General features: G+C 73.1%; 18 protein-coding genes. 5 read left to right on the top strand and 13 right to left on the bottom strand.

Going from position 1 to position 24905, the window contains the following annotated elements; genetic code table 11:
- Positions 1-109: 109 nt before the first annotated feature.
- Entirely contained in the window at positions 110-649 is a 540-nt protein-coding gene (locus ACWEFJ_RS33035; protein WP_449716137.1) for a DM13 domain-containing protein, read from the bottom strand.
- 120 nt (positions 650-769) lie between these two features.
- On the opposite strand from ACWEFJ_RS33035, the gene ACWEFJ_RS33040 reads away from it, so the two are divergent.
- The 5 genes from ACWEFJ_RS33040 (at position 770) to ACWEFJ_RS33060 (ending at position 5043) form a co-directional block, all read left to right on the top strand.
- The gene (locus ACWEFJ_RS33040) at positions 770-1165 is read left to right on the top strand and encodes a hypothetical protein (RefSeq protein ID WP_449716138.1); all 396 of its coding nucleotides are present in this window, start codon (positions 770-772) and stop codon (positions 1163-1165) included.
- Positions 1162-2262 (top strand): winged helix DNA-binding domain-containing protein, encoded by a 1101-nt coding sequence (locus ACWEFJ_RS33045; protein WP_449716139.1) that lies wholly within the window; start codon positions 1162-1164, stop codon positions 2260-2262. Before ACWEFJ_RS33040 ends, ACWEFJ_RS33045 begins: the two co-directional genes overlap by 4 nt.
- 72 nt (positions 2263-2334) lie before the next feature.
- Positions 2335-2721: a hypothetical protein gene (locus ACWEFJ_RS33050; RefSeq protein ID WP_378084734.1), complete on the top strand. Its 387-nt coding sequence runs from the start codon at positions 2335-2337 to the stop codon at positions 2719-2721.
- A 76-nt stretch (positions 2722-2797) separates the two neighbouring features.
- The gene (locus ACWEFJ_RS33055; RefSeq protein WP_378084733.1) at positions 2798-3973 is read left to right on the top strand and encodes a GNAT family N-acetyltransferase; all 1176 of its coding nucleotides are present in this window, start codon (positions 2798-2800) and stop codon (positions 3971-3973) included.
- 38 nt (positions 3974-4011) lie between these two features.
- Positions 4012-5043, top strand: coding sequence for a LacI family DNA-binding transcriptional regulator (locus tag ACWEFJ_RS33060; RefSeq protein ID WP_378084732.1), 1032 nt, complete (start codon positions 4012-4014; stop codon positions 5041-5043).
- Between the two features lie 63 nt (positions 5044-5106).
- On the opposite strand, the gene ACWEFJ_RS33065 is transcribed toward ACWEFJ_RS33060, so the two are convergent.
- The 12 genes from ACWEFJ_RS33065 to ACWEFJ_RS33120 form a co-directional block, all read right to left on the bottom strand.
- Complete coding sequence (locus tag ACWEFJ_RS33065; RefSeq protein WP_449716140.1) at positions 5107-6288, bottom strand: carbohydrate-binding protein; 1182 nt, start codon at positions 6286-6288, stop codon at positions 5107-5109.
- A gap of 232 nt (positions 6289-6520) precedes the next feature.
- A complete protein-coding gene (locus ACWEFJ_RS33070; RefSeq protein WP_449716141.1) occupies positions 6521-7939 on the bottom strand; it encodes a GH1 family beta-glucosidase in 1419 nt (472 codons plus the stop codon).
- An 8-nt stretch (positions 7940-7947) separates the two neighbouring features.
- Positions 7948-8784 carry a carbohydrate ABC transporter permease gene (locus ACWEFJ_RS33075; protein ID WP_378084729.1) on the bottom strand — a complete coding sequence of 279 codons (837 nt, stop codon included), beginning with the start codon at positions 8782-8784 and terminating at the stop codon, positions 7948-7950.
- A gap of 5 nt (positions 8785-8789) precedes the next feature.
- Entirely contained in the window at positions 8790-9704 is a 915-nt protein-coding gene (locus ACWEFJ_RS33080) for a carbohydrate ABC transporter permease (protein WP_449716159.1), read from the bottom strand.
- 65 nt (positions 9705-9769) lie between these two features.
- Positions 9770-11053, bottom strand: a complete 1284-nt coding sequence (locus ACWEFJ_RS33085; RefSeq protein ID WP_449716142.1) for an extracellular solute-binding protein — start codon at positions 11051-11053, stop codon at positions 9770-9772.
- Positions 11054-11408: 355 nt separating this feature from the next.
- The gene (locus ACWEFJ_RS33090) at positions 11409-13922 is read right to left on the bottom strand and encodes an ABC transporter permease (RefSeq protein ID WP_449716143.1); all 2514 of its coding nucleotides are present in this window, start codon (positions 13920-13922) and stop codon (positions 11409-11411) included.
- A 4-nt stretch (positions 13923-13926) separates the two neighbouring features.
- Positions 13927-14679 (bottom strand): ABC transporter ATP-binding protein, encoded by a 753-nt coding sequence (locus ACWEFJ_RS33095; protein WP_449716144.1) that lies wholly within the window; start codon positions 14677-14679, stop codon positions 13927-13929.
- A 331-nt stretch (positions 14680-15010) separates the two neighbouring features.
- On the bottom strand, positions 15011-17995 hold the full coding sequence (locus ACWEFJ_RS33100; protein WP_378096611.1) for a helix-turn-helix transcriptional regulator: 2985 nt from the start codon (positions 17993-17995) through the stop codon (positions 15011-15013).
- Between the two features lie 11 nt (positions 17996-18006).
- Positions 18007-18195 (bottom strand): hypothetical protein, encoded by a 189-nt coding sequence (locus ACWEFJ_RS33105; protein ID WP_378096608.1) that lies wholly within the window; start codon positions 18193-18195, stop codon positions 18007-18009.
- 178 nt (positions 18196-18373) lie between these two features.
- Positions 18374-20716 (bottom strand): chitinase C-terminal domain-containing protein, encoded by a 2343-nt coding sequence (locus ACWEFJ_RS33110; protein ID WP_449716145.1) that lies wholly within the window; start codon positions 20714-20716, stop codon positions 18374-18376.
- Between the two features lie 98 nt (positions 20717-20814).
- The gene (locus ACWEFJ_RS33115) at positions 20815-23700 is read right to left on the bottom strand and encodes a BTAD domain-containing putative transcriptional regulator (protein WP_449716146.1); all 2886 of its coding nucleotides are present in this window, start codon (positions 23698-23700) and stop codon (positions 20815-20817) included.
- A gap of 371 nt (positions 23701-24071) precedes the next feature.
- Positions 24072-24725, bottom strand: coding sequence for a DedA family protein (locus ACWEFJ_RS33120; protein ID WP_378089480.1), 654 nt, complete (start codon positions 24723-24725; stop codon positions 24072-24074).
- Between the last annotated feature and the right edge of the window lie 180 nt (positions 24726-24905).

The following is a 24905-nucleotide window of genomic DNA, read 5'->3' on the forward strand; positions in this document are numbered from 1 at the left end:
ACGAGGGACGTTGTGGTGCCCATATGGTAGGTGGTCTAGACCAGATACGTCAATACGGCGAAAAGGCTATACGTGGCCCAGACCATTTGAGATTTGTTTCGCCGCGGTGTCAGCCTTGTTCCAGGGGCGCCACTCCGAAGCCCTCGGAAAACCGTTGGCACCAGATCACGACGCTGCGGACGGCCGCGAGGTCGACCCCGGCGGGCACCTCGTAGACCTGGTTGCCGCGATTCGCCTTCAGTTCGCCCAGGTTCGTGAAACCGGAGCCGAACGCCTCCTCGGGCGAGCCGGCGGCCTGCCCGGACAGGTACACGTGCAGGTCCGGGCCGTCGCTGGTGTCGAGCGACTCGAACTGCACGGCGCGCTTGCCGTCCGGCAGCTCGACCAGCGTCGCGGTGCCGGTCGTGGTGTGCGAGAGCGAGCGGAACGGCCCGGAGGCCAGCGCCACCGGACCGGCGGGCGGCGGCGTGGTCGTCGCCTCGACCGCCGCCGAGGTCGAAGTCGTGGCCGCGGTCGTCGCCGGCAGCAACAACGCCTCGTCGGCCGTGCGGTTGGTGAACAACCGCCACGGCTGGAACAGGTACAGCCCCACCACCAGGGCGACCACCAGCACGCCGGCCACCCCGATCACCACCACCCGCTTGGACATCGCACGCCTTCCGAAGTCGATCCGTCACGGACAACTCTGGCGAACCGGGCGCGGCTCGGCGCGGGAAACCCGATTACGAAGTTCTGACGTCCGCCGCGCCCGCGTTGTTAGGGTCGCCGCGTGGGTGAACGGACCGGGTTGGCGATCGTGTGCGCGCTCATGGTGGGCTGCGCCGCCTTCGGCCCCTTCCCGCACCCGGTGCCGCTGCTGTTCGCCATCGCGGCGATCGGCGCGGCCAACGCCGCGTTCCCGCTGATGCGCACGTTCGGGTCCGCGCTGCTCGGCGGGGTCGCGGCGGCGAGCACCGGGTTGGCCTCCGTGCCGTTCGTGACCTGCTCCTCGGACAAGTTCACGGACGTGTTCACCTGTACGGGTGACGCACCCACCTGGCACATGACCGGCGCGGTGCTGGTGGCCGGGCTGGCCGGGGCCGGGCTGGTGCTGGCCCGCGCGCTCGGCACGACGACCCCCGCGCGCGGACCCGCCGCCGCGCGGAGTGACGAGGAGCGCCGATGAGCGTGACCTGGCGGCAGGTCGCGGCCTGGCGCACCCGCGCGCACGCCCTGGACGCCCGCCGACCGGCGGGTGAGGCCGCGGACGTGGTGTCGCGGCTGTGCGGGCTGCACGCCCAGCTCATGTCGTCGGCCGGGGCGACGTTGCGCGCCCGCGTCGACGGGCTCGCCGACGACGCCGTCGAACGCGCCCTGTGGACCGACCGCACGCTGGTCAAGACCTGGTCGATGCGCGGCACGCTGCACCTGCTGCCCGCGGACGAGTACCCGCTGTGGCAGGCCGGGTTCGCCACCTACAGGCACTACCTCAAGCCGGTCTGGTTGCGGAACTTCCACATCACCGCCGACGAGCTGGACGCGCTGGTCGAGGCGGTCGGCGAGGTGCTGACCGACCGCCTGCTCACCCGCGCCGAGCTGGCCGACGAGGTCGCCGCGCGCACGTCCGCGGACCTCGGGCGGAAGCTGCGCGAGAGCTGGGGCGCGTACCTCAAGCCCGCGTCGTTCCGGGGCAGGCTCGTGTTCGGCCCCGGCGAGGGGCAGTTCGTCCGGTTCACCAGCCCGCGCACGTGGCTGGGCTTCGACCCGACGCCGGCGGAGGGCGCGGTCGAGGAGGTCGCGCTGCGGTTCCTGGCCCAGCAGGGCCCCGCGACCCGGGAGGACTTCGCCCGCTGGTGGGGTGTGAGCCCGGCCGACGGCGGTCGGGTGCTCAAGGCGCTGGGCGACCGGGTCGAGCCGCTGGACGTGGAGGGCACGGCCTGCTGGGCGCGGGCGGAGGACGTCGAGGGGCTGCGCGCGGCGGAGCCGGCGCGGACCGTCCGGCTGCTGCCCGCGTTCGACCAGTACGTCGTCGCGGCGACCCGGCACGCGACCCACTTCCTCGATGGTGGGTCGCCCGATCAGGTGTACAGACCGCAGGGATGGCTGTCACCGGTACTCCTGGTGGACGGGCTCATGGCCGGCGTGTGGTCCCGCGAGCGCAAGGGCGGCCGGCTGACCGTCACCCTGGAGCCGTTCCGCTCGTTGTCCGCAGCGGTGCGGGAGGCCGTGCTCAGCGAGGTGGACCGGATGGACGAGCCGGTCGAGGTGCACTGGGCCGGTTAGCACCGTCCGATGGGCGGTACTGTTCAGCCGCTCAGCGTTGCGCCACGAGTACGTTCGGTTAGGAGGCTTGCTGTGCGGGTGCTGTGGGCCACGTGCGCCCTGGCCGTGGCGGCGTCGGCCTTGGTCGGCGTCCTCCTCGGGGTCTACCTCGACGGTGTGAAGGACGACCAGCAGGCGGACCCCCCGGCCTCGACCTGGATCACCGGCCGGCCGTCGACCGGCAGCAGCTCCACCACGACGCCGAGCCAGGCCACCACCGAGGCCCTGTCGTCGCCGCCGAAGTCCACCACCGCGGTCCGGACGACCACGACGACTCCGCCACCGGCCGCGCCGCCGCCACCGCCGGAGACGCAGGTCGAGCCCACCACCACCACGACCACCACCACGACGGCCACGCGCAACACCGACTGGCCGTGCAGCCCCCTCAACCCGCTGCCGCCGCCGCACTGCCGCGACTGACCGCCGCCCGGCATCCCTCACGTCGCCGAAACGCCGTCGTCCCCGCGCGGCAACGTCGGTCCCGCAGCCTGGGTCCATGGAGACCACACCGAACACCTGGCGGCTGCGGGTCGAGCTGGACGACAGCCCCGGCACCCTGGCCAGGGTGACCGTCCGGCTCGCGGACCAGGACTGCAACGTGCTGGCCCTGTCCGTGATCCCGGTGCCCGGCGGCGTGATCGACGAGCTGGTGGTGCGCGCCGCGCCCGGCCTGCTGCCCGCGGACCTGGTGGACGCGGTGCGCGCCGAGGGCGGCCGCTGCGTCGGCATCACCGCCGCCGACGTGCGCGACCTGGTGGACGCCCCGGCCGCCGCCCTGCGCGCCGCCGCCCTCGCCCTCCACGACCACAACCGCGTCGCCGAAGCCCTGCGCATCGTCCTCGCCGCCGACTCCGTCGAACCAACCCGGACAACTGCCCCGAACTTCCCGAATCCCCTGGACCCACCGGATTCCCCGACCGCCTCGACCACCCCCACCTCCCCTCCCCCTTCCGACGAACAACCCCACCACCGCGAGGTCGACTTCCAGGCGACCTCGCCCGCGACGCCGGAGGCGGCGCAGTCCTACACCGCCAAGCGCGGTTGGGCGCCCTTCACGCAGGTCGAGCTGGCCCGCGGGCAGGCGTTGCTCGACCTGCTGTCGGCCCACGGCGCGGCGACGCCCCGCCCGACGGCGCTGCTGACCGACGACGGCATGGCGCTGGTGCTGCGGCCGGGCCGCGCGGGCGACGAGGGCGCGGTCGCCGAGCTGCACTCGCGGTGCTCGATGGGCACCCTCTTCCACCGCTACCACTCGGGCCTGCGGACGGTGCCGCGGCGGTGGCTGCACCGGCTGCTCAGCCCGCCGCGCGGCACCACCGTGGTGGCCCAGTGCGCGGACCGGGTGGTCGCGCTCGGCCAGCTGATCCCGATGTCCACTCCGGACAGCGCGGAGGTGTCGTTGCTGGTGGAGGACGAGTGGCAGGGGCGCGGCGTCGGCACGGCGCTGCTCGGCGAGCTGGCCGCCGCGGCGCGCGCCGCCGGTCGGCGGGAGCTGGTCGGCTGGTGCCTGCCCTCCGAGACCGGCCTGCTGCGCACCGCGGCCCGCGCCGGGCTGCCGACGTCGGTGCGGCGGGAGGACGGGCTGCTGCGCGTGTCGATCGCCGCGGGTGACGCCGGGATCACCGCCCCGGGTAGTCCTGAGAGCGCTTCCCGGCAGGTCGCCTCCGGCTAAGCTGGGCTGGTCGGGCGAGGAGTCGAGGAGTGGTGCTCGTGTCCGTTCAATCGCACTCGGGTGCGCGGCCCACGCTGGAGGACGTGGCGGCGAAGGCCGGTGTCTCCCGTGCGACGGCGTCACGGGTGCTCAACGCGTCGCCCAGGGTCAGCCCGGAGGCGCACGAGGCGGTCACGGCGGCGGTCATGGAGCTGGGCTACCAGCCGAACCAGGCCGCGCGGGCGCTCGTCACCCGGCGGTCCGGCGCGGTCGCGGTGGTGTTCTCCGAGCCCGAGCCGAAGATCTTCGACGACCCGCACTTCGCCTGGTTGATCCGCGCCGCGGCGCGGTCGCTGGCCGACGCGGACGTGCAGATGGTGCTCATGCTGGTGCACTCGCCGCAGGACCAGGCGCGGGCCGAGCGGTTCCTGGCGGGCGGTCACGTGGACGGCGCGCTGCTGTTCGTGCCGCACAAGGGCGACCAGTTGCCGGCCGTGGCCCGCAAGCTGCCGCTGCCCGTGGTGTACGCCGGGCGGCCGTGGGGCTCGCTGCGCGGCCTGCACACCGTGGACCACGACAACGAGGGCGGCGGGCTGCTCGCCACCGAGCACCTGCTGTCGTTGGGCCGCAAGCGGATCGTCTCGGTGACCGGCCCGCTGGACGAGCACTCGGCGATGGACCGGCTGGCCGGGTGGCGCACGGCGGTCGGCGCGGACGACGAGACCACGGCGTTGATGACGGAGGACGGCGGCTTCTCCCGCGAGGGCGGGAAGAGGGCGATGGAGGCCCTGCTGGCCCGCGTGCCGGACCTGGACGCGGCGTTCGTCGCCTCCGACCACATGGCCGCGGGCGCGCTGGACGCGTTGCGCGAGGCGGGCAGGCGGGTGCCGGAGGACGTGGCCGTGGTCGGGTTCGACGACCACCCGATGATCGCGCCGCACACCACGCCGTCGTTGACCAGCGTGCGGCAGGACACGAGCGCGCAGGTCCGGCACATGGTGACCCACCTGCTGCGGCTGCTGCGCGGCGAGACGATCCGCGCCCGGCGGGAGGTCCTGCCCACGGTGCTGGTCCGCCGCGAATCCGCCTGAGCGCACCTCCGCGCGCACGACCGCGACCCGGCGCGAGGGCGCACCGGGTCGCGATCGGGGACGTCACGCCGCGGGCAGCAGGCCCGCCCCGAGCGCTTCGGCGGCGCGGGTCAGGCCGCCGCCGAGGCTCTCCCACCCGCTCCAGCCGTTGTTGGGCGCGGTCTGCCAGATGTGCCACAACGCGTCGTCGCCACCACGGGCGAACACCTCGATGCGGCCGTCGGCGTTGCGGCCGGTGGACGGGTCGCTGGTGAGGTACCCGCCCAGCCACTCCCACCCGCTCCAGCCGTTGTTCGGCGCGGTCTGCCAGACGTGCCACAACGCGTTGTCCGTGCCGCGCACGAACACCTCCATCCGGCCGTCGGCGTTGTTGGCGACGGCGATCTCGCTGGTCAGCTCGCCGCCGAAGCTCTCCCAGCCGTCCCAGCCGTTGTTCGGCGCGGTCTGCCAGATGTGCCACAACGCGTAGTCGGTGCCGCGCACGAACACCTCCAGGCGGCCGTCCGCGTTACGCCCCACGGCCGGCGTGGACGTCAGCACCCCGCCCAGGCTCGACCACCCGCTCCAGCCGTTGTTGGGCGCGGTCTGCCAGATGTGCCACAACGCGTTGTCCGTGCCGCGCACGAACACCTCCAGGCGGCCGTCCGCGTTGCTGCCCACCGCCGGCGCGGTGGTCAGGACACCGCCCAGGCTCGACCACCCGCTCCACCCGTTGTTGGGAGCCGTCTGCCAGATGTGCCACAACGCGTTGTCCGTGCCGCGCACGAACACCTCCAGACGGCCGTCCGCGTTACGCCCCACGGCCGGCGTGGACGTCAGCACCCCGCCCAGGCTCGACCACCCGCTCCAGCCGTTGTTCGGCGCGGTCTGCCAGATGTGCCACAACGCGTTGTCGCCGCCGACCACGAACACTTCGAGCCTGCCGTCGGCGTTGTTCATCACCACCGGGGGACTCGTGATGTACCCGCCCAGGCTCTGCCAGCCGCTCCACCCGTTGTTGGGCGCGGTTTGCCAGATGTGCCACAAGGCCCCGTCGCCGCCACGCGCGAAGACCTCGATGCGGCCGTCGGCGTTGCGGCCCACGGCCTGGCGGTAACCGAGCGGCGCGGCCACCTCCATCGCGGGCGCCGACGCGGGCTCGGGCCCGCTCGGCTGCGCCTGCGAACTGCCCACCCCACCCACCACGAGCGCGGTGGCGACGAGTGCGATGCCGGCGACCACCCGCCCGACGAGTCGACCTCTCATGTTGCGTTCCTCCGGTGTCCTGCGCTGGCGACGATTGCCCGTCCAGCACAGTCCCGGGTGTGGCGGACCGCAGGGTGAACCTCGGAGATCCACCCGATCCAGCAGGTTTATCCACCACGGAGGCGTTAGCCGTTCCACTGAACGTGAGGGGAAAGGCCGTGCTCCCCGGTCGGATGTCACACCTGAGGGGACGGGTGGTCGCCCGGCCGCGCCGGGCGACCACCCACCACGCCTACCCCACCTCGTAGCCGGTGGCCGGGACGGCGTTGGCGCCGATCACCCGGGCCAACGTCCGACCGCTGCGCTTCACCGTGCGCGCCTGCGTGGCGTAGTCCACGTGCACGATGCCGAACCGCTGGCTGTACCCCGCCGCCCACTCGAAGTTGTCCAGCAGCGACCACGCGAAGTACCCGCGCACGTCCACCCCCGCCTCGACGGCCCGGTGCACCGCGCGCAGGTGGTCGACCAGGTAGCGGGTGCGCGCCTCGTCGTCCACCTCGCCGTCGCGGACCACGTCCGGGAACGCCGAGCCGTTCTCGGTGATCACGAGCGGCAGGCCGACGTCGCGGCCGAGGCGTTCCAGCAGCGCGGTGAGGCCGCTCGCGTCGATCTCCCAGCCGAACCCGGTGACGTCGCCGCGCGCCGGCAGGAACTCCACGCCCCGCAGGCCGGGGAACGGCCCGTCGTGCGCCAGCAGCGGGTCGGCGGCCGGGGCGACGCGGGTGGGGCTGTAGTAGTTCACCCCCATCCAGTCGATCGGCGTGGCGATCACGTCCAGGTCGCCGTCGTGCACGGCGGCCGTCCAGTCGCCGAGCCACGCGGTGTCCTCGACGACGTCCGCCGGGTAGCCGCGGCCGCCGAGCGGGTCGAGGAACAACCGGTTCTGCAACCCGTCCACCTTGCGGGCCGCCTCCAGCTGCGAGTCGTCCTCGACCGTCAACGCGCAGAAGTTCAGCACGATGGAGAACTCGTGGTCGTCCCGCGCCTGCTCGCGCATCGCCCGCACGGCCAGGCCGTGCCCGAGCAGGAGGTGGTGCGCGGCTTCCAGCGAGCCCTTCGGGTCGACCACGCCGGGCGCGTGGATCCCGTTGGCGTACCCGAGGAACGCCGAGCACCACGGCTCGTTCAGCGTGGTCCACTGCCGCACCCGGTCGCCCAGGTGGGCGTGCGCGATCGCCGCGTAGTCGGCGAACCGGTGCGCGGTGTCGCGGTTGCGCCACCCGCCCGCGTCCTCCAGCGCCTGCGGCAGGTCCCAGTGGTAGAGCGTGACCACCGGCTCGATCCCCCGGGCCAGCAGCTCGTCCACCAGCCGGTCGTAGAACGCGAGCCCCCTGGGCTCCACCCGGCCCGAGCCGAGCGGCAGCACGCGCGGCCACGCCAGCGAGAACCGGTACGCGCCCAGCCCCAGCTCCGACATCAGGGCGACGTCGTCGGCGTAGCGGCGGTAGTGGTCGCACGCCGGCTCGCCGGTGTCGCCGCCGAGCACCGCGCCCGGCCTCGCCGCGAAAGTGTCCCAAATGGACGGACCGCGCCCGTCCACCGCGGTCGCCCCCTCGATCTGGAAGGACGCCGTCGCCGCTCCCCACCGGAAGTCCGGCGGGAAGCGCAACAGGTCGCCCCCGACCCCGGTGTGCGGGTCCGTTGTCGTCATCCGCGAGATCACCCCTTCACCGCCCCCTGCATGATCCCGCCGACGATCTGGCGCGCCAGCAGGACGAAGATCGCCACCACCGGCAGCACCGCGAGCGACGCGCCGGACAGCATGAGCGAGTAGTCCGTGTAGTAACCGCTGGCCAATGTAGACAATGCCACCTGCACCGTGGGGCTGTCGTTCGGGTCCAGCACGATCAGCGGCCAGAAGAAGTCGTTCCAGGCGGTCATGAACGTGAACATGCCCATCACCGCGGCCTGCGGGCGCACCGCCGGGAACGCCACGTGCCAGAACGTCCGCAGCACCGAGCACCCGTCGACCCGGGCGGCCTCCACCAGCTCGTGCGGCACGGACTCCTCGCACGCCTGCCGCATCCAGAAGACCGAGAACGCGCCGATCAGCGCGGGCACGATCACCGCCTGGAGCGTGCCGTACCAGTCGAGGTCCGACATGAGCATGTAGAGCGGGATGACGCCGAGCTGCGTGGGCACCATGGACGTGCCGACCACGACCAGGAACAACGCGTCACCGCCCCGGAACCGCAGCCGGGCGAACGCGAACCCGGCCAGCGTGCCCAGCACGACGTTGCCGATCGCCACCGTGCCCGCGACCACGAGCGAGTTCTGCATCGCCAACCAGAAGTCGACGGTGTCGAACACCCTGCTCAGGTTGTCGAACAGGTGGCCGCCCGGCACCAGCGACGGCACCGCGTCGCCGAGCGCCGAGTTGTCCTTGCTCGCGATGAGGAACGAGTAGTACAGCGGGAACACCGACGCGACCAGGACGACGACGAGCACCGCGTACGCGAACGGCCCCGCCTTCGTCGCGCGCTTGGTCCGGAGCACCGGCCTCACCCCTTCGACGCGATGCGCCGCGCCACCGCGAAGTTCACGACCGCGACCACCAGGATCACCAGGAACAACACCCACGCGATGGCCGAGGAGTAACCCGCGTCGAACAACCGGAAGCCCTTCTCGTACAGGTACATCACCAGGGTCTGGAACTGCCGGTCGTCGCCGCCGGTGCCGGTGGCCGTGCCGCCCGGGTCGAACAGCTGCGGCTCCACGAACAGCTGCATGCCGCCGATGGTGGACACGATGACGGTGAACAGGATCGTCGGCCGGATGCTCGGCACCGTGATCGACCAGAACACCCGCCACCGCGACGCGCCGTCGAGCATCGCCGACTCGTACATGTCCTTGGGCACCGACTGCATCGCGGCCAGGTAGATCAGCGCGTTGTAGCCGGTCCAGCGCCACATCACCATCGAGCTGATCGCGAGGTGGGAGGCCCACGTCTCGGCGCGCCAGTCCACCGGTTCGAGGCCCACGACGCCGAGCACCGCGTTGACGATGCCGAAGTCGCGGCCGAAGAGCTGGGCGAACACCAGCGCCACCGCGGCCACCGAGATCACGTTGGGCAGCAGCACCCCGGCCCGCCAGAACGCCCGGCCGCGCAGGCCGCGGTCGAGCAGGGCGGCCAGGCCGAGCGCGGCGAACAGCTGCGGGACCGTGGAGAGCAGGAACAGGCTGACCGTGTTGCCCAGCGCGTTCCAGAAGTTCGGGTCCGCCAGCAGGGCGGTGTAGTTGTCCAGGCCGGTGAAGCCCTGGTCGCCGTCGATCAGCTGCCAGTCGTGCAGCGAGACCCACGCGGTGTAGAGCAGCGGGTAGAGCCCGAAGACGCCGAACACCGCGAAGAACGGCGCGACGATCACGTAGGGCGTGTACTTCGTGTCGAACCGGCCCAGCCGGTCGCGCCACGACAGGCGCCGCGCGGACGGCGGGACGGGCGTCGTGCCCCGTCCCGCCGTCGCCCGATCCGGTGCGATCGTCACTTGACGGCGTCCCGCGCTTCCCCGACGGCCTGGGCGAACGCGTCGGCGGCGGACTGCTTGCCGGTCTCCACGCGGGAGAGGGCGTTGTTGAACACCGGGGTGACCTTGGTGTCCTTGGTGCCGCGGTAGGTCGGCTTGAGGCTCTCCGCCGAGTCGCCGAAGATCCGGCCGACCGGCGCGGAGTTGAAGTACTCGTTCGTCGTCGCGGTGACCTCGGGGTCCTGGTACGCGGCGGGCTCGCTGGGCAGGTTGCCGGTCTCCTTGAAGATCCGCTTCTGCTGCTCGGGCGCGGTCAGCCACTTGGCCAGCTCGTAGGCCTCCTTCGGGTGCTTGCCCTGCTTGGGCACGGCCAGGAACGAGCCGCCCCAGTTGCCGCCGCCACCGGGCGCGGCGGCCACGTCCCACTTGCCGGCCGCCTCGTCGCCGGCGCCGGCCTTGATCAGCGCGAGCGCCCAGGCCGGGCAGGTGGTGGTGGCGAAGGACGCCTGCTTGAGCGCGACGTTCCAGTCCTGGCTGAACGGCGCGACGGCGGCGGTCTGCTTCTTCTCGCCCAGGCTCGCGGCGAGCGTGAACGCCTTCTCGACCTTGTCGTTCCGGTCGCCGATGAACGAGTCGTCGGCCTTGGCGAAGTAGCCCTCCTCGGTCTGGTCGAGGATGGCCTTGTAGACGTTCTGCGCGGCGTCGAGGAACTTCACGCCGGGCGTCTTCCGGCTGAACGTGTCGGCGACCCGGGCGTAGTCCTCCCAGGTGGGCCACAGCGCGCCGACGGCCTCGCGGTCCGAGGGCAGGCCCGCGGCCTCGAACAGGTCACGCCGGTAGCACAGCGCGAGGCTGCCCATGTCGGTGCCGAGGCCGAGCACGAAGTCGCCGTTGTCGGTGGTGCCCTGGTTCCACTTCCAGGCCGCCCACTGGCCCTCCAGCTCCTTGGCGCCGTAGTCCGCGAGGTTGACGAACTTGTCCTTGGACTGGCGGAACTGCGCGATGGCGCCTTCCTCGATCGCCACGATGTCGGCGGCCCCGCGACCGCCCGCGAGCTGGGTGGCGAGCTGCGTGTGGTGCTGCTCCATCTTGACCGTGCGCTGCTCGATCTCGATGCCGGGGTGCGCGGCCTGGTACTCCTTGATCAGGTTGGTGTAGCCGAAGTCGGAGAAGACCCCGATCGACAGCTTGATCGTGCCGTCACCCGCGTCACCTCCCCCGCCACCACACGCGGCCACCAGCGCGGCGCTCAGCGCCACCGCGGTGATCGACGTCGTCCGGCCGACCGGGTTCCTGCTCATCCGTCCTCCTCGACGCGCTCGCCGGGCTCGGACCCGACGTCGTGAGAGCGCTCTCATGAGAGCGCTCTCACACTGTGAGTCCCGGTTCGCGCTGTCAACCCGGGAAGAACCGGTCGACACCGTTCCGCAACAATCTGAAGCGCTTCGGAGAGCCGATCGCGACCGTCGCGCACGTTCCGTGAGCCCGGCGGCGGGAAGCGAAGAGCCGGGTGGCTCGGCCCTCGCCCGAGCCACCCGGCACCCTGTAAGAGGGGATCGACGCCCGGATGTGACGCGTCCTCGACGGAAATTCTGTGACCCGCGTCGCACCGGTGGCCCGCTCCTCCCCCGAAGAAGAGCGGGCCGCCGGTGTTCCCTACGCCTCGGCCATCCCCGCGACGACCGAGGTCCTGGCGGCGCGGCGGGCGGGCAGCGCGGCGGCCGCGATCGCGGCCACCACCGCGCCGGCGAGCATCACGCCGATCTGTCCGAACGGGACGACGAGGTCGACCGACATCGTGTCGTTCGACAGCGCCTCGGTGATCACCCAGCCGAAGCCGATGCCCAGCAGCAGCCCGATCGCCGCCCCCATCAGCGCCATCAGCACCGACTCGACCACCAGCATCAGCCGGAGCTGGCCCCGGGTGAGGCCGAGCGCCCGCAGCAGCGCCGACTCGCGGGTGCGTTCCAGCACCGACAGCGTCAACGTGTTGGCGATGCCGAACAGCGCGATCACCACGGCCAGCCCGATCAGCGCCCAGATGAACCCGAGCACCTGGTTGAGCTGCTGGTTGAGCTGCTCCTTGGTCTCGGCCGCGCTGTCGAGCACGGCCAGCGGCGAGGGGTCGGTGACCTGCTCGACCGCCGCGCGGCCGTTCGCGACACCGTCCGCGAGCTTGACCAGGATGCTCTCGTAGCCCTCGGCCGCCGTCGGGAACCGCTGCGAGGTCTCCGTGGTCATGATGCCGTCCGAGAGCCGTTGACCCTCGACCACCGCGACCACCCGGAGCTGCTGCGGCTCGGCGCCCTCGGCCTTGATCGTCACCGTGGAGCCGACCGACACGCCCTCGCGCTTGGCGTACTCGGCGTTGACCGCGATCGTGCCGTCGCCGAGGTCGGCGAGCGACCCGCTGGTGACCGTGGGCCGGAACAGGCTGCCGAGCGCGTCGCGCGGCACGCCGTTGAAGTAGCCGCGGTCGCCGTAGACGACGGTGGTCGGCGCGACCTCCGCGACCTCGGGCAGGGCGGCGAGCCGGTCGACCAGCTCCTGGGGCAGCGGCCGGTCGTAGACCGCGGACGTCACCGTGTAGTCGGCGGGCATCCGCTCGTCGATCTGGGCGTTGGCGGTCTCCTTGGCGCTGTTGGCGACCACGGTCACCAGCGCCACGATGGTCACGCCGATCATCAGCGCGGCGGTCGTGGCGGCCGTGCGCTTGGGGTTGCGGCCCGCGTTGGCGGAGGCGAGCTTGGCGGGCACGCCCAGCAGCGCCCGCGGCACCGCGCCGAGCACCCGGTTGACCGGGCCGACCAGCAGCGGGCCGAGCACCAGCACCGCGGCCAGCAACGCCATCGTGCCCGCGCCGCTGGTGAACATCGCCGCGTCCTCGTCGCCCGTGCCCATGCCGAGCACCACCGCGCCGACGCCGACCACGCCGAACAGCACGGCGGTCAGCACCCGGAGCACGCCCGTGCGGTGGACCTCCTCGCCGCTGTCGGGCTGGCTGCGCAGCGCGGCGACCGGGGCGACGCGGGTGGCCTTGCGCGCGGGCAGCACCGCGGCGAGCACGGTCACCAGCGTGCCGACCGCGAACGCGGCGAGCACCGTCGTGGCCGTCACCGGCAGGAGCACGGTGCCCTCGCCGCCGTTGCCGATCGAGTAGACGACCCGTTGCAGCAGGGCGGACACGCCGATGCCGCCGACCAGGCCGATCACCGACGCGACCAGGCCCATCACCAGGGCCTCGGCCAGCACGCCGCGGAACACCTGGCCGCGGCTCGCGCCGACGCAGCGCATCAGCGCCAGCTCGCGGGTGCGCTGGGCGACCAGGATGGTGAACGTGTTGTAGATGACCATGGCCGCGACCACGAGCGCGATGAGCGCGAACGCCAGCAGGACCGTGGTGAACTCGCCGGACTGCGCCTCGACCTGCTCGATGGTCTCCTGCGTCAGCTCCTCGCCGGTCTGCACCCGGAACGCGGTCCCGCCGACGGCCTGGCGCACGTTGTCCGCGACCTGCTGCTGCGAGAAGCCGGGCGCGGCGGTGGCGACGACCTGGTACGGCAGCCGTTCGGGCTCCAGCGCCCGGAACGCCTCGGGCGTCAGGGCGACGTGGTCGTAGCCGGACAGCGACAGCTGGTTCGTGCCCTGCTGGTACGTGCCGACGAGGGTGTAGGTGAGCCGCTGGTCGCCCTTGCCCAGCAGCACGACCTGCTGCCCGACCGCGAGCTTGGCGGTGGCGGCGGTGCGCTTGTCCACCGCGATCTCGTCGGCGGACGCGGGGAAGCGGCCGTCCACGAGGTCGAACTCGCGCAGCTCCTCGTTGGTCGGCAACGACGCGGCCCACGCGGGCTTGGCCTTGCCGTTGGCGGCGAGCAGCGGCACCTGGTGCACGTCGCGGGTGTCCGCGCCGGCCACGCCCGGAGCCTGGCGGATCTCGGCCAGCGCCTCCGGCGAGATGCCGCGGACGTCCTCGGGCGCGTCGCCGGACAGGGTGACCGAGACGTCCACGTTGCGCGCGCCCTTGGCGAACTCGTCGTGCAGGCTCGCGGTCATGGCGTCGCCGAGCACCAGGGTGCCGGTCACGAACGCGACGCCGAGGGCGATCGCGACCGAGGACAGCACGAGCCGCGCGGTGCGGGCCCGGAGGCCCGCGATGATCGTGCGCAGCATCCGGTCACGCCCCCAGGTGCTTGAGCGCGGCCAGCACGGAGTCGGCGGTCGGGTTGTCGATCTCGCCGGCCAGGTGGCCGTCGGCGAGCAGGACCACGCGGTCGGCGTAGGACGCGGCGACGGGGTCGTGCGTCACCATGATCACCGTCTGGCCGAGCTTGCGCACGGACATGCGCAGGAAGTCGAGCACCTCGGCGCCGGAGCGCGAGTCGAGGTTGCCGGTCGGCTCGTCGGCGAACACCACGTCGGGCCGGGCGACGAGGGCGCGGGCGCAGGCCACGCGCTGCTGCTGGCCGCCGGACAGCTCGGTGGGCTTGTGCTTGAGCCGGTCGCGCAGGCCGAGCACGTCCACGATGGTGTCGAACCACTCGCGGTCGGGCTTGCGGCCGGCGAGTTCGAGGCCGAGCAGGATGTTCGCCTCGGCGGTGAGCGTGGGCAGCAGGTTGAACGCCTGGAACACGAACCCGACCCGGTCGCGCCGGAGCTTGGTCAGGTCCTTGTCGCCGAGCGAGGTGATCTCCGTGCCGCCGATGGCGACGGTGCCGCCGTCCACGGTGTCGAGGCCGGCCAGGCAGTGCATCAAGGTGGACTTGCCGGACCCGGACGGGCCCATGATGGCGGTGAACTTCCCGGCCGCGAAGGCGACGCTGACCCCGTCCAGCGCCCGGACGGCGGTGTCGCCCTTGCCGTACACCTTGACCAGGTTCGCGGCGGCGACAGCGGTGCGGGTTCCGACGTCGGACACCAGTGCGGACATGCTCCCTCGATTCCTCGGCTTCCGTGACGCCGAGAAAGCTATGGGCGGGCCGCGTCGCCGTGCGTCACCACGGCGGCGGAACCACGGATCAGCCGGCGGGATGACCTCCCCTAGTCCCCGAGTCTGACCCCCGCGCGTGTCCTACCTCCAGAACACGCGTGTCCTACCTTCAGAACGCGAGTGTCCTACCTTCGGAACACCCGAATTCAACGTTCAGGACGTTCGGCGGCCAGGGTCGGCTGTCCTGAGCGTTGAACTCGGGGTACGTGAACGTAGGACACACGCGACGCGAACGTAGGACACGCGCGTTCTGGAGGTTGGACACGCGGGGTTAGGGGGGTGGGGGGAGGTCGAGGAGGCCGCGGTCGAAGGCGGTGGCCACGGCTTCGGTTCGGCGGCTCGCGCCCAGCTTGGACATGATCCGGCTCAGGTGGACGCTGACCGTCTTCTCCGAGATGTACAGCTCCTCGCCCACCTGGCGGTTGGTGCGGCCCTGCGCGACCAGCTCCAGCACCGACCGCTCGCGCGGCGTGAACGGGTCGACCCGGTCCCTCGGCCCCACGTCGCGCAACGCCACCCGCGCCCGCCGCGCGACCACGTCCAACGCCTCGCGCAACGGCGCCGCGCCCAGCTCGTCGGCCACCGCGCACGCCAGCCGCAGCTCCGCCACCGCCTCGTCGCGCCGGTCCGCCGCCAGCAACGCCTCGGCCAACCGCCACCGGCACACGGCCTGCTCGAACACCGACCCGAACCCGAACCCGTCCACGACCCGCCGCCACAGCTCCGGGTCGCCCGGCCCGGTCAGCCGCGTCCCCTCGGCCGCCGCACGCAGCAGCCACGCCCGCCCCTCCGGACCCAACGACCCGGAACGCGGTTTGCCCAGGTCAGCCGTGTCACGGGCGTACTCGACCAGGTCCCGGCCGGCCCGCACGGCCTCCTCCTCCGCCGCACCGTCCCGCCGCCGCCGCGCCCGTGCCGCCAGCTCGACGTACCCGGCGACGCCCAGCGCGGCGAGCCGGATGCCGGCCAGCAGCCACTCGCCCTCCTGCCGCGACCAGCTGATCGCGTCCGCCACCCGCTCCACGGCCAACTCGGGCTGACCGCGCCACAACGCCAGCTCCGCGCCCGTCCCGCCGGTGATCAACGCGATCTGCAGGTCCCGGTGCCAGTCCGCGCGCAGCTCCCGGATCAGCCGCTCGGCCTGGTCGAACTCGCCCCGGCTGACCGCGACGTGCGTGCCGGCCGCCGCGAGCCGCGCCGACACCGTGCTCGACACCCGCAGGCCGGGCGGTTCGGCCGCGGTCGCCGCGCCGTCCCACTCGCCCCGGTAGTACTTGGTCAGCACGTGCATGATGCGCAGCTCCAGGCCGAACGAACTCCACGTCAGCCCGGTCGCCCGGGCCCGCGCCACGCCCTCCTCGAACACCCGCGCGGCCTCGGCCAGCTCGCCCAGGTCGTAGTGGTGCAGGCCGAGGAAGTACCGGGCCCGCAGCTCGGTGCTGACCGCGTCGGCCTCCATCGCGCACGCCACCGCCGCGGTCAGGTGCTCCCGCGCCCGCGACACCTCCCCGGCGGGCTCGTCCAGCAGCCCCAGCGTGGTCAGCGCGTCCGCCACGGCCGACTCGGCGCCCGCCGCACGGCCGTCCGCCACCGCCAGCTCCGCCCGCTCCCGGGCCTGGTCGTACTCGCGGTCGTGCCGCAGCGCCGCCGCCCACACCGCCAGCACCCACGCGCGGGCCGGGCTCGCGGGCCGGTCCCGGACCAGCCGCCACGCCTCCTCGACCGCGTGGTACTTCTCGTCGTCGGTGCCGTCGACCGCCTGCAACGCCTGCGCGAAGCGCCGCCACATCACGGCCGCGCCCTCGGGGTCGGACTCGTCCACCACGGTGGTGCCGGTGCGGGCGAACGCGATGGCCCGCTCGGGCTGGCCCGCCGTGCCCGCCGCCCAGGACGCGCTGCGCAGCAGCTCCAGCTCGGTCAACCCGGGCGGGCGCTGCTCCGCCGGCACCGCGGGCCACAGCTTGAGCGCCTGCTCCAGGTGCCGCAGCGACTCCGCGGGCGCGCCGGCCGCCTGCGCCTCCTGCCCGGCCTCCACCGACGCGCGCAACGCGCGGGGCAGGTCGTGGCACTCCAGGCTGTGGTGGGCCAGCGCGGCGGCCGCCCCCCGGTCGCCGGACGAGGCGAGCCGGTCCGCGTACGCGGAGTGCAGCCGCACGCGTTCACCGGGCAGCAGGTCGTGGTAGACGGTTTCGCGCAGCAACGCGTGCCGGAACGTGTAGACCTCGTCCCGGTCGACCAGCAGCACGTGGTGCTGGACCGCCTCGCGCAGCGCCGCGTCGAGCGCCACGTCGTCCATGCCGGCCACGTCGCGCAACAGGTCGTGGCGGACCGACCGGCCGCCGACCGACGCGACCCGGACCACCCGCTGCGCGTCCGGGGCCAGCCGTTCGATGCGGGCGAGCAGCACCTCGGCGAGCGTCCACGGGACCTCGCGGTCGCCGCAGGCGGCGAAGCCGATCAGCTCCTCGGCGAAGAACGGGTTGCCGTCCGAGCGCTCGGCGACCTCCAGCACCACCTCGTCGGGCAGGTCGTCGGCCAGCGCGGCGACGAACGACCGGGCGTCGATGGCGCTCAGCGGGGTCAGGTCGAGCCGCCGCACGGCGGGCAGCCGCACCAGCTCGGTCAGCAGCGGTCGCAGCGGGTGGCTGCGGTGCAGGTCGTCGGACCGGTACGTGCCGACCACCAGCAGCCGCTGCGCCCGCAACCGCGACAGCAGGAACGACAGCAGGTAGCGGGTCGAGGCGTCGGCCCAGTGCAGGTCTTCGAGGACCAGCAGCACGGGCCGCTCCTCGGCCAGCTCGCCGAGCAGGCCGTGCACTGCGTCGAACAGCCGGAGCTGGCCGACGTCCTGCTCGGGACGGCGGCCGACCAGGTGCGACGGCAGGCCGGACACCGACGGGCCGCCGTCGTGCCCGACCGGCAGCGCCAGCTCGGGCAGCAGCAGGCCCAGCGCGGGCCGGGCCGCCACGTCGAGCAGACCGGCCTGCCGGAGCTGCCCCAACGCCTCGGTGAAGGGCAGGTACGGCAGGCCGGTCTCGCCGACGTCCAGGCAGCGGCCGGTGAGCACGAGCGCGTCGCCCGCGCCGGCGGCCAACTCGTCCACCAGCCGGGTCTTGCCGACGCCCGCGTCACCGGCCACGAGCACCGCGGTCGCCTGGCCGCGGGCGGCCTCGTCGAGGGCGGCGCGCAGCCTGGTCAGCTCCCGGCCGCGCGCCACCAGGGGAATTCCGGAACCCAGGCGTGCCACACCAGGCATGCTGTCACACCTCAGGCGGCCTCGCGGTGGTCATTCGCGTCAGCCGGCGAACCCGGTCCGGTCTGCGCTCCCAGCCGCCGCCACCACGCCTTCTTCACGGGCCTCGACCGCCGGGTGACGCGGTACTGCGCCGCGTCCTCCCGCAGCGCCGCCTGCCGGTAGTCGATCTCCGCCTTGATGGCCTCGGGCGTCCACTCCATGACGTGCTCCTCGTGTCGTCGTTGTCCTGGTGACACGAAGAGTCGTCCTGAGGCGGGACGCCGGGCATCGGGTGTTCACGTCGGTTGCGGCGCTGGTGCCCTTACCCGCCGCCGTAAGGGGTGGCAGACGGCGGGTAAGGGATGCCTCAGGTGCGCGTCAGCGCCGGTCAGGGGCCCCTCAGCAGGCGCCGAGGTCGCGCCAGACGCCCCAGTCGCCGGTCGTGCCCGGCTCCTCGCCCTGCGTCCACCACTTGGCCTGCCAGCGCTTGCCGCGGTGCGACACCTCGTTGCCGCCGTTGTAGACCTTGGCGCGGTCCCACGCGGGCGCGGTGCAGCTCGGCTGGTCGGTCGTCGTGGTGGTCGTCGTCGTGGTGGTCGTCGTCGTGGTGGTCGGGTCCGGGCCGCCCGTGCCGCCGCGCGGGTGGTCGGAGGCGATGGCGTAGGACTTGCCGCCGAACGTGAGCTTGAAGTTCGACGGCGACGCGATCGGGAGCTGGTAGCTCAGCGCGACCTCCACCGACGCGCCGGGCGCGAGCGACTGCCAGGTGGGCAGCGTCAGCTCGACGTGCTGGAAGTCGCCCTTCAGGCCGCCGACGTTGCTGCCGGAGTGGCCCTTGGCGGTGACCCGCAGCCCGAACCCGGACTGGTCGGCCATGCTGCCCGGCGCGCTGGTGCCGTAGTCGAACTCGATCCTGGTGCCGCCCGGCAGGGTGGTGGTCGAGTTGTTGGTGATCTTGAGCTTCGGCGTGATCGGGTAGTTGTTGTCGCCGAGGGCGAACCCGGAGACGGTGGCGTTGACGTCGAGCACCTGGCTCGGGGTGGCGCCGGCGGCCTTGCGGTTGCCGTAGGGGGCCGCGCCGCGCAGGCCCTCGTTGATCTTCGTGAGGAGCGTGTCGCCGACGGTGTACTGGCCCTTGGCGCCGTCGAAGCGGTAGTCGCCCGCCAGCTCCCAGATCATGATGCCGCCGATGCCCTTGTCCGCCACGTACTTCGCCTTGGCCGCGATGGACTGCTCGTCCTCAGTGGACAGGAACACCTTCTTGTCGGCGTTCCACAGCCACGGCGAGGCGAGCGTGCTGTCGTAGAACCTGGTGTAGGAGCCGGAGATCCGGTCGGTAGGGTCGTTCACCGGGTCCAGGCCGTGCTGCGCCAGGTAGTCCGGCGTGATCTCGTTCTCCAGGTTCTTGGCGTGCCACATGGGGTTCACCCCCGACGGCACCTCCGCGCCGCCCGCGGTGGAGTCGTGCCACAGGTTGTCGATGCCGACCGCGCCGTTGCCGCACGGGGTGGTGGAGCCGACGCTGGACCCCGTGCCGGGCGGGCACTTCGTCTGGTCGGGCAGCGCCGCGCGGCCCCACAGGCCGTTCGTGCCGCCGGTGACGCCCTGCCAGCCGCGGCTGTAGAACGGCACGCCGATGTTGATCCGGCCGGCCTGCATCGCGCCCCGGTAGTAGTGGTAGGCCCAGTCGGTGTTCAGGTAGCCCATGCCCTCGTACTGCGGCGCGGTGTAGACGCCGCCGGCGGCCAGCTCGCCGTCCTTGCCGTCGTCGTAGAGCGCCGCGTTGGGGCCGACGAAGTGGTTCCACGACCCGTGCAGGTCGTAGCTCATCACGTTCAGGTAGTCCAGGTAGCGGGTGACCTGGTACGCCTCCTGGCCGCGCAGCAGCCAGCCCGAGGCGGGCACGGCGGCCGTCAGCAGGTAGTGCCTGCCGTCCTGGGCCGAGGCGCGGTCCAGCTTCTCCCGCAACGCCTTCATGATCTTCTCGTAGCCCGCCCACAGCGTGCCGCGGTTGGCGTTGGAGATCCAGAAGTCGTCCGGGTTGCCCGCGTGGTTGTTCGAGGTGGCGTACTCGTAGTCGATGTCCACGCCGTTGAAGCCGTACTTGCGGATGAACTCCACGGCCGAGTCGGCGAAGGCGTCCACGGTGGCCTGCGGCTGCGCGCCGAGCTTGTAGAACCCGCCCGAGGCGTTGCGCGTGCCGTCGGGGTTGAAGAAGCCGCCCGTCTCCGCCCAGCCGCCGACCGAGATCAGCGTCTTCACGTTCGGGTACTGCTTCTTGTACTTGGTGAGCAGGTTGAAGTGCCCCTTGTACGGCAGGGAGGGGTCCAGTTCCACGCCCGGCCAGGTCATGCCGGTGGAGGCGTTGTCGGGGCCGTCGGGGCCGACCGAGACCCTGTTCTGCGCGTCGATGTGCGCGAACGCGTAGTTCAGGTGCGTGACCTTGCCCCACGGGATGTCGGACGCCAGGTACGCGGGCGCGCCGTTGCGGCCCGTGCGCCAACTGGTGAAGTAGCCGATGACGCGGCGGGAGTGGTTCGCGCCCAGCGACTCCCGGCCGTCGGCGTCGTAGACGGAGCAGTACGGGACGGCGACGCCGGGGGTCTGGTAGAGGCCGTCGGGGCGGCACTCCTGGCCCGCGGCGGCGGCGTTGGACGACGAGGGGGCCGCCACGGCGACGACGACCCCGGCCACCGCGGCGAGCAACGCCACGAGCGGCGACAACCTGCTTCTCTTGCGCACTAACGGCACCTCCTGCACGAGGCGGCGGCCACGACGCAGCTCCCGAACCGTAAATAGGTCTAGACCTCTGTGTCAATAGGTCCAGACCACTCAACCGATCACGTGCCGGCGGCCGGGGTGTGGGGCGGTCGGACGGCCGTGGTGGCGCGGGCGCGGGCCAGTCGTTCCCGGACCTGGTCCGCCTCCGGCGCGCCCAGCTCGGTGAACAACGCCAGCGCCCGCTGCCAGTGGGCCACCGCGCCGGGCAGCTCCTGCCGGTCGAACACGGTCGCCAGCCGGTCGTGGGCCATCGCCTGGTGGTACGGGCTCGCGGCGGCGGACGCCACCGACAGCGCCGTGCGCGCCGACGCGACCGCCTCCGCGCCCTCCCCCGACTCCAGCAGCACCATCGCCAGGTCGGTGTGGCAGGCCGACTCGCCGCACTGCTCGCCGACCTCGCGGTACATCGTCACCGCCGCGCGCAGCCGATTCTTCGCCTCGTCGTAGCGGCGCGACGCGAGGTGCAGCAGCCCGAGGTTGTGGTGGGCGTTCGCCTCGGCCCACCGCGACCCGGCCGCCCGGCTGACCTCCAGCGCCTCCCGGTACGAGGCTTCCGACTCGTCGACCCGGCCGAGCCCCTGGAGCATGTCCGCGACCGTGGTCAGCGCTCGGGCCTGCGCGTTGACGTCCCCGGACGCCCGCGCCACCTCCAACGCCTGGCGGTGCCGGGCCAGGGACTCGTCCATCCGCTGGAACTGCGCCAGCGCGATGCCCAGGTTGAACAGCATCACGAACCTCGCCTCGGGGTCGCCGAGGGTGGTGGCCGCCTCCAGCGCGGCCTCGGTGGTGCGCAACCACGTCGTCCGGTCCGCCCGCAGCCAGAAGAACCGCGACAGCGTGTACGGCAACTGCCAGGCGTGCACCAGCCACTTCGGGTCGGACCCGGGGGCGGCGGCCAGCTCGGCGGCGGCGATGATGTTGCCCTGCTCGGCGTCCAGCCACGCGATCGCCTCGGCCGAGCCGGACAGCTTCGGCGTCTCGGCCGGCACGTGCTCCGGCGCGACCCGCACGCTGCCGCGCCCCACCGGCAGCCGCCCGTCGGCCAGGTCCGCGCAGTGCAGGTAGAAGTCGAGCATCCGGCTCGTCGCCTCGTGCCGCTCGGCGGGCGGCAGCTCGGCGGCCAGCGTCCGCATGTAGACCCGGACTAGGTCGTGCGCGCCGTAGCGACCCGGCTCGTTGACCGACAGCAGGTTCGCCGCCGTCAACGCGTCCAGGGCGCGCTGCGCCTCGCCCACCCGCACCCGCGCCATGGCCGCCGCCACGAACGCCGTCACGTCCGGGCCGGGGTGCAGGCCCAGCAGCGCCAGCAGCCGCGCGGGCAGCGGCGACAACGCCCGCCGGGACGCGTCCAGCGCCGCCCGCACCGTCGAGTCCTCGTCCTCCAGGCCCAACGCGGCCAGCCGGCCGTGCTCGTCGTCCAGCTCGGCCACGAGTTCCGCCACCCGCAGCGCGGGCGCGACCGCCAGCCGGGCCGCCGCGATCCGCAGCGCCAGCGGCAGCCCGTCGCACAGCACCGCGAGCCGACGCAGCGCCGCGGTCTCCTCGCCGGCACGCCCGGCGATCCGGCCCACCACGGCCATCGACGCGTCCAGGTCCAGCATGTCCAGCTCGACCAGCCGCGCCTCGGCGTGCGCGACCAGCCCGACCAGCCGCCGGCGCGACGTCACCAGCACGCACGACGGCGGGCCGGGCAGCAGCGGCAGCAGCTCGGTCGAGCCGCGGGCGTTGTCCAGCATCACGACCATGCGCCGGTCCGCGATGAGCGTGCGGAACAACGCCGACCGCTCCTCGACCGTCACCGGGATGTCCGGCGACGGGACGCCCAGCGTGCGCAGGAACCGGCTCAGCACCTCGCCCGCGCCCAGGGGTTCCTGGTTCGGGTCGTAGCCGTGCAGGTCGACGTACATCTGGCCGTCCGGGAAGTCCTCGCGCACGCGTTGCGCCCAGTGCAGGGCGAGCGCGGTCTTGCCGACCCCCGCCGGTCCCGTCACGACCAGCACCAGCCCGCCCTCGGGGTGCGAGGCCAGCAGGCCGTCCAGCCGCTTCAGCTCCTCGTCGCGGCCGATCAGCGACGCCGAGGCGCGCGGGAGCTGCGCGGGCGTGATCGCCGGGGCGGGTTCCGCCGCCGCCGGCCGCAGCTCGATCGGCCGGGTCGGCGGCTCCGGCTCGGGGTTCTCCCCCGCCAGCACGGCCTGCTGGAGCTTGCGCAGCTCCGGACCGGGCTCCACGCCCAGCTCCTCGATCAGCACCCGGCGGGCCTCGCGGTAGACGGCCAGCGCCTCGGCCTGCCTGCCCGCCTGGCACAGGGCGCGCATCAGCAGGCCGTGCCCGCGCTCGCGCAGCGGGTGCTCGCCCACCAGGGCGGTCAGCGACGGCACCAGCTCCGCGCCGCGCCCGGTGAGCAGCATCAGCTCCGCCCGCTCCTCCAGCGCCGCGACCCGGCGTTCGACCAGCCGGCCCCGCTCGACCTCGGCGAACAGGCCGACCACACCGCCCAGCGGCTCGCCGCGCCACAGGCCGAGGGCGTCGTCCAGGGCGGTGGCCGCCGCGACCAGGTCGCCGGCCGCGCGCAGGCGGGCCGCCGCCGCGACACCGCGCTCGAACTCGTCCAGGTCGACCGCGTTCGGCTCGACCCGCAGCAGGTAGCCGTCGCCGACCGAGGTCAGCAGCTCGGCCGGGGCGCGGCGGGCGCGGCTCGGCTCCAGCGCGCGGCGCAACCCGGCCACGTAGGTCTGCACGAGGTTGACCGCGCTCGTGGGGGTGTTGTCGCCCCACACCGCCTCGATGATCTGGTCCCGGCCGACCGGCGCGTTGCGGGCCAGCAGCAACACCGCCAGCACGGCGCGCTGCTTGGCGGCGCCGAGGTCCACCTCCCCGCCGCCGCGCACCGCCCGGAGCATGCCGAGCACCTCGAACCGCAAGCGCCCGCCGCCGCCGTCTGCCACCGACCGATCCTTCGCCGAAGGGTTGAGCCCCGGGACGGAGCCTAGGGGGTCACTTCAGTCGGGCTCCAGTCGTCCTGTAGCCGCATTCTTACGCTAAGCGTGTCCGATCAACCACACAGGGCGAACCCCGGTGAGCGAGGTTGGACCAGACAGCGGAACATCCGCTGCTCTCCCTGGACGACGAGGGCAGGCCGGCGTGCAAGGGGCATCCAGCCCGCGGCGGCGGAACGCCGGCCCGCCCTCGTCCCCTTCTCCACCGGAGACGGGTCCGCCCGGTAGGGGGCGGCCCCACCTCCATTGCCCTCCCCCCAGTCGAAGGGCCGCGCCCGGGATCCGAACCCCCGGACGCGGCCCTTCGGCTACGCGCGGGGTCAGGCGACCTCCTCCAGCTCGCGCGGCTCGGCGGCCGCCGCCCGGGCGGCCTTGCGGCGGCGGCGCAGCGCCACCACGACGCCGACCACGACCGCGATGCCCATCAGACCCCACATCGCGCCGTTGAACACGGACTCGATGTACTTCGCCGACGCGCCGGCGGCCGAGCCGATGCCGATGTGCAACGCCGACCAGCACACCGCGCCCGCGATCGACGCGGGCAGGAACCGCCGGTACTCGAGCTTGGACGCGCCCGCCGACGCGGGCACCAGGGTCCGCACCACCGGCATGAACCGGGCGAAGAACACCGCCCACGCGCCCCGCCGGCGCAGCAGCGCGCCCGCCTTGTCCCAGTGCTCCTGGCCGAGCCGGCGCACCACCTTGCTGTCGCGCAGCCGGTCGCCGTAGCGGCGGCCCAGGAAGTACCCGATGCTGTCGCCCGCCACCGCGCACACCGACACCACCAGCCACATGACCAGGAAGCGGGGCACGCTGGTGACGGTCGTGGCGGCCAGCAGCAACGCGCTCTCCCCCGGCGCGATGAAGCCCACCCCGAGCGTGCACTCCGCCAACGTCAACGCGCCCGTCACCGCCAGCACGGCGGGCTGCGGCAGACCGGCGAGCCCTTCCAGTGCGTCGGTCAGCAAAGCCATGGTTCATCCCCCTGTGGATCACGACGAGCACCGGAGTGCAGGCTAGGGGGAGTCCACCGCAAGGCGATCGGCGGGCGCATCGGACCGGAGGCTGACCCGCCGCCAGACCATGGTCGTACGGGTGGCGGGCCGGAAGTCAGGGGTGTGCCCCTCGGGGGCGCGAACCACCCCTCGGGTGCG

The sequence above is a fragment of the Actinosynnema sp. NPDC004786 genome (assembly GCF_053601135.1).